This is a genomic window from Nocardia sp. SYP-A9097 (assembly GCF_009649815.1).
In the GTDB taxonomy this organism is placed as follows: Bacteria; Actinomycetota; Actinomycetes; order Mycobacteriales; family Mycobacteriaceae; genus Nocardia.
Genome location: NZ_WJIC01000036.1, coordinates 53,170 through 63,489, shown reverse-complemented (window position 1 = coordinate 63,489; position 10,320 = coordinate 53,170). Strand labels below are relative to the sequence as shown.

The following is a 10,320-nucleotide window of genomic DNA, read 5'->3' as shown; positions in this document are numbered from 1 at the left end:
GCACTGTCTGCTCGACCACCGGGGGGTTGTGGGGTGGCGGTGGGGGTGGGGTGCCGCCGGGGGGTTGGTGCGGGGGTTCGGGGGTGGGGGTGGCCGGGGTGCCGGGTGGGAGGAGGTCGGTGACGGTCAGGGTGAGGGTGGTGGCGGGGGTGCCGTCGGGGAGGAGGGTGCCCTGTTCGTACAGGCGCAGGAGTTGGTAGTCGATGGAATTGCCGTTGGCCACGAGAGTTTCGTGGTCGGCGGTGGACAGGACGGTGGTGGGGTCCGGGTGCAGGGAGACGACCAGGACGCGGCGCTCCTGCGGGAACACGCCGATGCCTTCGACCTGAGGCCGGGGCACCGCGCCGGATTCGTTCAGCGCGGCGCGCAGGGCCAGGGTGAGGGCCGCACGATTGGCGTTGTTCGCGGTGACCCGGGCCCCGAGAGCCTCCTTCACCTCGGCATTCAACAGGGTCCGCATCGCGATGAGCTCGTGCTGGCGACGCTGCGCCACCTCGCGCCGGTCGAAGTATTCGCTCGGAAGCATGCCCGGCGGTGAGTGATTGATGACCTGAAGCACGTGCGCGTCTTCCGCATCGAGTGCTGCCACCACCGCCGCTTCGAGGTCGAGCACCCCGCGACCGGTCGGATCCACCTGGAGTGCCCGAGCGATATCACCCGCCCGATCCAGGGCCAGCGACCGACGTTCGGTCGCGGCGTGCGCGGTATCCAAATGCCGCTGGATCTGCGCGAGCACCTGTGGGTTCGACGGCTGCAGTACACGCGCCGGACCGGCCTCGTCCCAGGCGCCGGGCTGCGCCGTAACAGGCTGCACCGCTTGCGTTTCGGGTGCGGCCACCGCCGGATCGGATCCGGTGTGCGCCGGATCACCACCGCTCTCGGTCGAGCCATGCTGCCCGGCAACCGGATTCGCCCCGTGCACCGGAGCAGGGCCACTCGGCACCGCCGGACCGGCTATGGCTGGACCGGCACCCGGGCGCGACGGGCCACCCGGCTTTGCCGGAGTCGCCCCGCCGTCGGACTCGCCCGACTCGGAACCTGGCTCGCCATGTGGCTTACCCGGCCCGGAACCAGCGTGCGGCGCAGCCGAACCGGGATCGCTCCCCGACCTACCCGGGCCTGAACCAGCCTGCGGCTCGATGGAGCTGGGGTTGCTATGGGGCTTGCCCGCTTCCGAGGTGGTCGGGGGTGTATTCGGTTGGAGGGCTGCGGGTTCGGAGGTGGCGAGGGGGCGGGTCGGGGCGTGTTCGGCTACCCAGTCGACGAAGGCTTCGGCGCTGTGGCAGCGCTCTGCGGCGGAACGCAATTGCTGGAAGGCCGCGGCGGGGTCGCCGTCGCCGCGGGTGACGGTTTGGCGTTCGAGCTCGGCCATGGCGCGGTCGAGTTGGTCCGGGGTGAGGTCGCGTTCGCTGGTTCTGAGGCCGGTGCTCTCGCGGAGGTGGGTAATGGCCTGCTGGAGTTCGGTGCGGGCGAGGTCGCGGGCGCGCTGGGCGGCGGCCTCGGGGGTGTCGGCGGCGGCGCGGGCGGCGGCTTCCAGGCGCTGCTGTTCGGCTTCCCAGCGCGAAACCCGGTCCTGGGCGCGGATCTGGTGTTGGGCGGCGTCGGCCAGTTCGAGGCGGGCTCGATCGGGGACGGACAGGTTCGCACGGGGGGTGTCGCCGAGTTCGGCGCGGGTGGCGCGGATCCATTCGCGCGTCAGGTCGTTCGCGGTCAGCGCCGGGTCGAATGCGAGGAGGGTATCGCGCAGTGCGGACGCGCCCTCCAATTCGATTCTCGCATTGGAGAGTTCACGTTGCGCGGTCTGCTCCGGCGTCGCACCTTCGCGGTAGGCGGCGACCGCATCGTCCTGGGCGGTGGCCAGGAATTCCTGTGTCAGACGGTAGTTCTGGACGGCGTCGCGCACGGGGACGAGTTCGTCGGTCCAGACGTCGGCGCGGTCGTGCGCCATCTCCGACATGCGGTCGACCCGGTCCAGGACGCGGTCGAAGCCGAGTCGCGCCAACCCTGGATCGGCGGCGATCACCGCTTCGAGTTCGGTTCGCGCCGAATCGACTTGGCGCTGCCACACCTCCACCGGTGTCTCCGCCGGACCGGCCTCCGTCTCGACCGCCTGCCGCAGCGCCGACTCCAACTCCGTCACGCGGGTCTCGGCATCGGAGTACGCGCGCGCCGCGTCGACGAGATCGGAGATGCGCTGCTCGTGACCCGGTAGCGTGCCCGCTTCAGCGGCGAGGCGGGTGCCCAGGTAGTCGGCGGTGCCCGGCATGCGCTGCGGGGTGAGGTCGCTCTCGCGCAGCAGGCGATTGTCCTCGAGGTACATGCGCCCGACGGCGTAATCGCGGCCGTCTCGCGCCAGGTCCAGGCGATGCCGCGCCTCGGCGAGTTCGGCGGTCAATTCTCGCGGAGTACCCAGTGGCGGTTCGGGTTCCGGCGGATTGGTGAGGTCGTGGTGCTCGGCGGCAAGGCGCGCCAGCTCCTTGATATCGGCCTCACGCGCCTGGACTTCGGCACGCATGGTTTCCAGGACCTGATCGAATTCCTTCGGTTCGAGCCGCTCGTGCTTGTCGATCTTGCCGTCGCGGTAGAACTCGTACACCTCGGTGTAGCGCGCATTGCGCACCTTCTGCACCAGGTCCGAAAGCTGATCGGAGGTGAGCGCCTTCGCCGGATCTTCGACGCCGGCCCGGTAAGCGTCGTATGCCTGCTCCCAGGTACCGCGCTCGCGGTTGTTCAGTACCTCGGCGAGCTGCGCCGGAGTCACCCAGTCGTGCAGTTCCTTGGCGTATTTGGTGTAGAGCCGGACCTGTCGCTCGACATTGTCGATCTCGAAGCCGAGCAGCCGGTTCCGCACGCCCGCGGCCTCCGGCGGATGATCGGAAATCGGTGGCTCGCCGAGAGATTCGTTCATCAGCGCGCGCAACAGCGCGGAGGCTTTCCCGCCATGGATCGGCAGTTCGCCATCGGCCACGCGCGGATCGCTGAACGGATCGAAGCGCATATTCTGCCGGAACGGATCGAGATCGCTGATGGTCCGCACGTATTCGGCGAGACCGGCCAGCAGTTGCGGCCGTTCGCCGGTGCGATGCAACAGGTTGTTGATCGCCTCCAGCACGGCCTTCGGGCTGGTGGATTCCGGCTTCGGTCCGTAGCCGATGACCTCGTTCGTCGGCTTGTCGATCTTGTGCTTATGCGCGTACAGCTCTTCCGGCGGGACCCCGAGCCGCTCGGCCAGCCGGTCACGCGCCGCGAGCAGCACCGATTCCTTGACCCCCGACTCGTTCAGCGCCTTCGCGTAACCGAGCAGATCCTCGACCGCTTGCAGTCGCCGCGCGGCCCGGATGCCGGGATCGGCCAACGCCTGTGCCACCGTCTCCGGCGTCATCGCCTCCGGGTCCAGCTTCAGGCGGTGCGCGAGATTCTTCAGTGTGCGATCGAGGTCGTGGAAGCTGTCGATGGCATCACTGGCGCGGATGAAATCCGCCATGCCCTCGATCTGCCCGGCGCGCAACGCATTGTCCTGCTCGAGTCCGGCGATGGTGCGGGCGAGATTCTCGCCGAGGTCCATCGTGTAGGTGCTCAGGCGCTTGGCCACCGCATTGCGTTCCTCGCGCACCACATCCGGGTCGCGCGGCACGGCAGCCTCAGTGCTCGGCGTCGTATGTGGCTCGAGCGCAACATGTTCGGGCTGTACGGTGCGCCAGGCTCCGTCGCCGTCCCGCAGCAGCAGGGTCGGGACGCGACGGCCTTCGACGTTCAGCTCGTGATAGAACGCCTCGGGCGCGCGGACGGCGCGCACGAATGGACCGTCCGGGGTCAGGCCGATCTCGCGGTAGAAGAGTCGCAGCTCACCATGATTCAGCTGCGCGCCCAGTTCGGGGTGCGCGGCGAGGGCATTGGCGAGGCGGACATCGAGGTTGGTGTCGCCGTGGATCACCACGAGTCGGTTGGGATCGCCGGGGCGATCACCCGGGACCACGCCCACGCCCGGTTCCAGCTCTACGCCGCCGTGCGCCTCCAGCCAGGCGCGGGCGATGCCATCGGACAATTCGCTCGCACGGGCGCGGGCATCGGTGTCTGCATGCACGAAATCATCGACAGCGGACGATAATTCAACGAATCGGTCGTAACCGTCGCGCAGCTGCATCCGCAGGTCGGCAATGGCGTGCGCGATGCCCTCGGGTGTCTCGAGGCTCTGCAGCGGGACCTCGAGCAGCTGCGCCCAGTTGGACCGCTCATCACGAATCTGATCGCGCCTGAGCGCGTCCTCGAAGAGTCGGCCCGCACGACTTTCGGGACGCTCCTGGTCGATATCGTCGAAGTGCCGGGCCCATTCGCCGCCATTGTTCGCGCCCAGGAAGTCGAGTGCGGTGACGGGTGGTTGCCTGGGACGCCATTCGAGCGAGGTGTCGTCGGGGTCCACCCCGGCGAGTTCCCTTCGGCGCGCGGCCTTCTCGGCCTCGATCGCCTGTACGTCCACCAGATGGGATTCGCGAACGTAGCGGCCGAGCGGATCCTTGTCGAGGAAGCTGACCTCGCTGTACGGGACCGCCTGATCCTGCTCGTTGAATCGGATGGCGGCATCCCGCAGCGCCTCGATCGCGCCAGCGCGGCGGATGAGCTGATGGGTCTCGGCGTCGAGCGCGCGATCCAGACTCTCGCGGTCGAGGCCGGACAGTTCGACGCGCTGGGCACCGGCGATCCGCGTCAGATCGGCGAGTGCGACATCGCGAGCATCGATCGCGGCCGCGAGGGGCTCGGGGACCGAGGGACCCCAGTCCGTCACGTGCGTCGGTTCGGGGAGCGTCGGCTCCGCGGGCGGCAGCGCGGCCTGCTGCTCGGCGGCCTCCGCGAGATAGTCTGCCTCGGTTGGCATTTCACCCAGGCGCAGGCTCTCCTCGACCTCGGCCCGCAGTATCGGATCGGCCTCGGAGTACCACGGCTGGTACTCCTCGCCGTCACGGGTGTACATGGGGATGACATCCGCGGAGATGTCGGCGACCCTGCCGAACTTCTCCGCCAGCCACGGCCACGACTGCACCAGTGGAATGTGCTCGCGGGACTTGACGAAGGTGGCCAGCTCCTTCCACACGCGGGGCGGATTGAGATCGTCGTGCTCCGCGTCGAGGTGCTCCAGCTCGTGATGGTGGATTTCACGACCGAAGCTGTTGGCCAAACTGATGAAGAACTTCTTGTCCTGGCTCGAACCGGACGGGTACTTCGGTGTGTGGTCGTGGAATCCGTGCATCATGCGACGCCACATACGGCGCAGCAGGCTCGGCCGCGGCTTCGCCTCCTCGGTCTTCGGTACCGGATGCGCGGGCAGGTCGGGGCGCCCGGCCACCTCGACGCGGTGGGTGCCGTCCGGGCCGTCGGTGAGGCGCACGTGCACCCGGTTGCCGTCGGCCTCCAGCACCGCGCGGAGACCGTCCGCCGGGTTGTAGAGGGCGGCGGCCATCAGATCCGCGACATCGGCTGCGCGACGCAGGGTTTCGGTGCGCAACTCGCGTAGGACGGTGTTCAGCTCGCGCGGTGTGGCAATGCGTTCCGGGTCTACGCCCAGGCGGCGGGCCCAGTCATCGCGGTCGGCCGCGTGCAGGGCGCGGGCCTCTGGATCGGTCTCGGCCTCATGACGTATGCCCGCCTGTTCGAGGGCCTCGATTCCACCCGCGCGCAACAGGTTTCGGAATTGCAGGTCACCCGCAACCTCGGACAGGCGCGGCGGCGTCCGCTCGGCATCGGACAGGCCGAGTCGATCGGCGATCTCCGTGCGCAGCTCCTCGAGTGCGAGTGCGCGCGGTTCCGCCTGCGGCGCAGGACGATTCGCCTCGGCCCACGGTGCCAGTGGGAGCTCACGCAGGGTCTGGCCCGGCCCGGGAATCGGCTGGGTCTCGGCTTCCGACAGGTCCGGGCGGGTCTGTTCCAAACCGTCTGGGCGGGTTCGCGCAGCGTCCGGGCCGGTCGCGGTGGTGGCGGCTTCCGGCCGGGGCTGGGCGGCCGGGAGTTCGGGGCGGGTGGCGTGTTCCAGCTCGGTGGGGGCCGAGTGGTCGTCGAGGCCGAGTGCGCGGCGCTCATTGTCGATGGCGCGCAGTTCTTCCGGCGCGACCTCGGTCCGCCAGTACTTCTCGCCCCGGTAGACGTCGTCCACGGACATCGGACGGAAATCATCCCGCCCCATGGCCGATGGCGCGACACCCTGCTCCGGATCACCGAAATGCTCGCGAGCCCTTGCCATCTCGGCAATCTCCCAGAGCGTGGACAGCGGATCCCCATGCCGGGTGAGCGCCTGCCCCAACCCGAGATCCTCAGCCAGCTGCCGCGCATACGCATCCCGCTCGGCGATCCGCAGCGGCGAAACCTCCCCCGTCGGCGACTCCCGCAGGAAGTCCGCCACCGCCCGCAGCGCAGGCGAGGCAACCGCCGGATCCACCGGATGCACCACCGCACCCTCGGTCGCCGCGACCGGCACCTCCATGGTCTGCGTCTCCGCCGAATGCGGATCCACCGCACCCTCATGCACCGGCACCGCCTCCGCCAGCGGATCCCGCACCGTGGCTTCCACAGTCGCCTCGTGCGTCTCCTCCCGCACTGCCGCGGCCGGGTCGGTGTGGTCGGCCGAGGACCCCGAACCCTCCTCGGGGCCCGAAGCCGAGGAGGCGCGCGGGGGGCTGTGCGGCGGGTTGCCATCGCCCGCACCGTCGGCGGCCGTATGGGGTCCGTGCGCACCAGTGTCATCGCCGAGACCCGCCCAGGCCACGCGCGGATCCACCGGCCGCGTACCGGGATCGGCCGCGTTCTCGCCCTTGGTGGGGTCGGTCGCGGGTTCGCCCTCGAGTGGCTTGGAGTGCGTCTCGCTTGCGGCCGAGTCGGCGGACTTCGGTTGCGGGGCTGTGGGTTCGGCTGATGCACCGGGGGTGGCCGGGCGGATTGGGGTGGGGCCGGAGCTCGGGGAGCCGCCGGGGGTGGGGTCCTCGGGGTCGGATGAGCCGTTCGGGCCCTCTTCCCGATCGGGGCCGGGGGTGCGCGGGGGGTTGTTCGGCGGGGTGCCGTCGCCCGCACCGCCTGCCTCGGTCTTCGGTCCCTGGGCAGCATCGTCCAGACCCGCCCACGCAACGCGCGGATCGAGGGGCCGGGTGACCGGCACGGTCTCGGGCGGTGTGTTCGCGTTCGATTCGTGGGGATCGATCGCGGGCTCTTCACGGGTGGCGAAGGCTATGCGGGGGTCTATGGGTGGGGTGGCGGCGTGGTTTGCCACCCAGTCGGAGAAGGCTTCGGCGCGGTGGAATTGTTCTGCGGCGGAACGCAGTTGCCGGAAGGCCGCGCCGGGGTCGGCGGTGGCGTTGACGATTGTGCTGCCCTGCAGCTCTTGCATGGTGGCTTCGAGATTTGCCTCTGTAAGCCGAGATTCGTCGACGTTCAGGCCGGTTGCTTCGCGGAGGTTGGTGATCGCTTCGCGGAGGTTGGTCTGGGCGGCCTCGTGGGCGCGCTGGGCCGCAGCTTCGGGGGTGTCGGCGGTAATGGCCGCGATGGCGGATTGGCGGGTTTGTTCGGCTTCCCAGCGGGAGACGCGGTCTTGGGCACGGTGTTGGCGGTCCACCGCATCGGCGAGGTCAAGGCGGGCGCGGTCGGCGGCGGGGAGGTTGGGGCGGTGCGCGTCGGCGAATTCGCGGCGGGTGGCGTCCACCCAATTCGGGGTCAGGTCGGCCGCGGTGAAGGGCAGGCCGAACAGGACGGCATCGCGTAAAGCGGTGGCGGCGAGCAGTTCTCGCTGTGCGTCGGCGAGGCCGCGGCGGGCGGCCTGTTCGGGGGTGTCGGCGGCGCGGGCCGCTGCGGCCGCGTCGGTGTGTGCGAGGTCGAGGAATTCCTGGGCGTGCTGATAGCGGTGTACGGCATCGCGCAGCGGGACCAGATCGTCGGTCCAGACATCGGCCTGATCGAGTGGCATGCGGGACATCTGGTCGACCTGATCGACCACGCGGTCGAGGCCGGCGCGCGCCAGACTCGGATCGGCGTCGATCAGTGCCTGGAGATCGGTTCTGGCGGAATCCAATTGGCGCTGCCACACGTCGACCGGGGTCTCATCGGTTCCGCGCTCATTCTCGACCGCCCGCGCCAGCTTCGCCTCCAGTTCGGATACGCGCGTCTCGGTGCGACTGTATTCACCCGCTGCCGCAACGAGATCCGCGATGCGCTGCTCATGCGTCGGCAGCGTCCCCGCCTCGGCGGCATTGCGGGTGCCGAGGTAGTCGGCGGTGCCCGCAATGCGTTCGGGCGTGAGATCGCTGTCCAGGATCGGCCGGTTGTTCTCCAGGTACATGCGGCCGACCGCGTACTCGCGGCCGTCCCGTGCCAGGTCGAACTCGTGCCGAGCGGCGGCCAGGTCGCCGGCCAGTTCATCCAGATTCCGTTGTGGCGGTTCGGGTTCCGGTGGCCTGGTGAGCTGGTTGTGCTCAGCGGCGAGCCGCTCCAGCTCCTTGATATCCGCCTCACGGGCGGCCACCTCCGCGCGCATGGTCTCGACCGTCTCGGCCAGCTTCTCGGGGGTGAGCCGCTCGTGCTTGTCGATCTTGCCGTCGCGGTAGTACTCGTACACCTCGGCGTAGCGGGCATTGCGGGCGCGATCCACCGCGGTGGTCAGCTCATCGGGGGTGAGCAGGTTGGCCCGGTCCTTATCGGGTGTGCTGTCCCGGTAGGCGTCGTAGGCGGCCCGCGTATCACCGCTCTCCAGCACCCGCAGCACCTCACTCAACTGCTGCGGACTGAGCCGATCATGCAGTGCGCCACCATGTTCGGTGTACAGCGCGACGGTGCGCGGAATATTGCCCAGGTCCACGCCCAGCAGCCGCGACCAGACACCCGCCGCCTGCGAGGGATTATCGGAGACCGGTGGCTCACCGATGGATTCGCTCATCAGCGCGCGCAGCAGCGCCGGTGCGTCGCGATCGTGGATCGGCACCTCGCCGTCGGCGGCGCGCGGATCCGAGAACGGGTCGAAGCGCAGATTCTGCCGGAACGGATCGAGATCGCTGAGGGCACCGACATATTCACCCAGTGCGGCAAGGAGTTCCGGGTTGTCTCCGGAGCGATGCAGCAGATCGTTGACCGCGTTCAGCAGCTCCTTGGGGCTGGTGCTCTTGGGATCGGGTGCGTACCCGACCACCTCGCCGAGTTTCTTGTCGACCACATGCTTGGACGAGTACAGCTCTTCCGGTTCGACACCGAGCCGGTGCGCGAGCCGATCGCGGGCCGCCAGCACCGCACCGGAATCGACATTGTCGCGCAACACCTTCGCGTAGTCGAGCAGGTCACCGACCGCTTGCAGGCGGCGCACCTGGCGCATACTCGGATCGGCCATCGCCTCCGCCAGCCGTGTGGGCGAGAGGTTCTCCGGATCCAGGCCGAGGCGATGCGCCAGATTCTCGAGCCTGCGATCCAGGTCGTGGAAATTGTCGATGGCGTCGCTGCTGCGGATGAAGTCCGCCATGCCCTCGATCTGCGCGGCCCGCAGCGCATTATCGTGCCGCAGCGCCCGAATCGTGTCTTCGAGAACCTTCCCGGGACCGAGGTCCATGCGGTACACCGACAGCCTGGCGGCGACCGCATTGCGTTCGGCGCGAACCACATCCGGATCGCGCGGGACGGCGGGTTCGGTGCTCGGCTCGAGGTGCGGGATGACCGGGTCGGTGCTCGCCTGCACCACCCGCCAGGGGCCGTCGCCGTCGCGCAGCATGAGGGCGGGCAGGCGCTCGCCCTGTGCGTTGACCTTCTGGTAGAGGGCCTGCGGCGGCTCGCGGTCCATAATGTGGAGCCGGCCGTCATCGTGCAGACCGACTACGCGATAGTCGAGTTGGAGGTCACCGCGGTTGAGTAGTGCGCCCAGGTCGGGGCGGGCCGCCAGCGCGTCGGCGAGGCGGACATGGTGGTCGACATCGCCGCTGATGACGACCAGTCGATTCGGTTCGCCCGGGTACACGCCGACGCCGGGCTCGAGCATGACGCCGCCCTGGGCATCGAGCCAGACATGCGCGGCGATATCGACCAGCTCCGTCGCGCGGGCGCGCGCCTCGCCCTCCAGCTGCTGGAAATGGTCTACGGCGTCGATGAATCCGCCGAGCTGATCGACGCTGTCGCGCAATGCCATGCGCAGATCGCCGAGGGTGTGCCGGATTTCCGTATCGCTGAGCCCCTCCAGCGACTCACCGATCAGCTGCGCCCAATTGGAGCGTTCATCGCGAATTTGGTCGCGCATGAGCGCGTCCTCGAAGAGCTGGCCCTCGCGGCGCGAGGAGAGCTGCTCATCCGGATCGTCGAAGTGCCGGGCCC

The 10,320-nt window shown here is 69.2% G+C and carries 1 pseudogene (only partly in view); it reads right to left on the bottom strand.

The features are described from left to right. A pseudogene (locus GFY24_RS36570) lies at window positions 1-10,320 on the bottom strand (hypothetical protein) (its annotated part continues 19,288 nt past the right edge of the window); the annotation flags it as partial.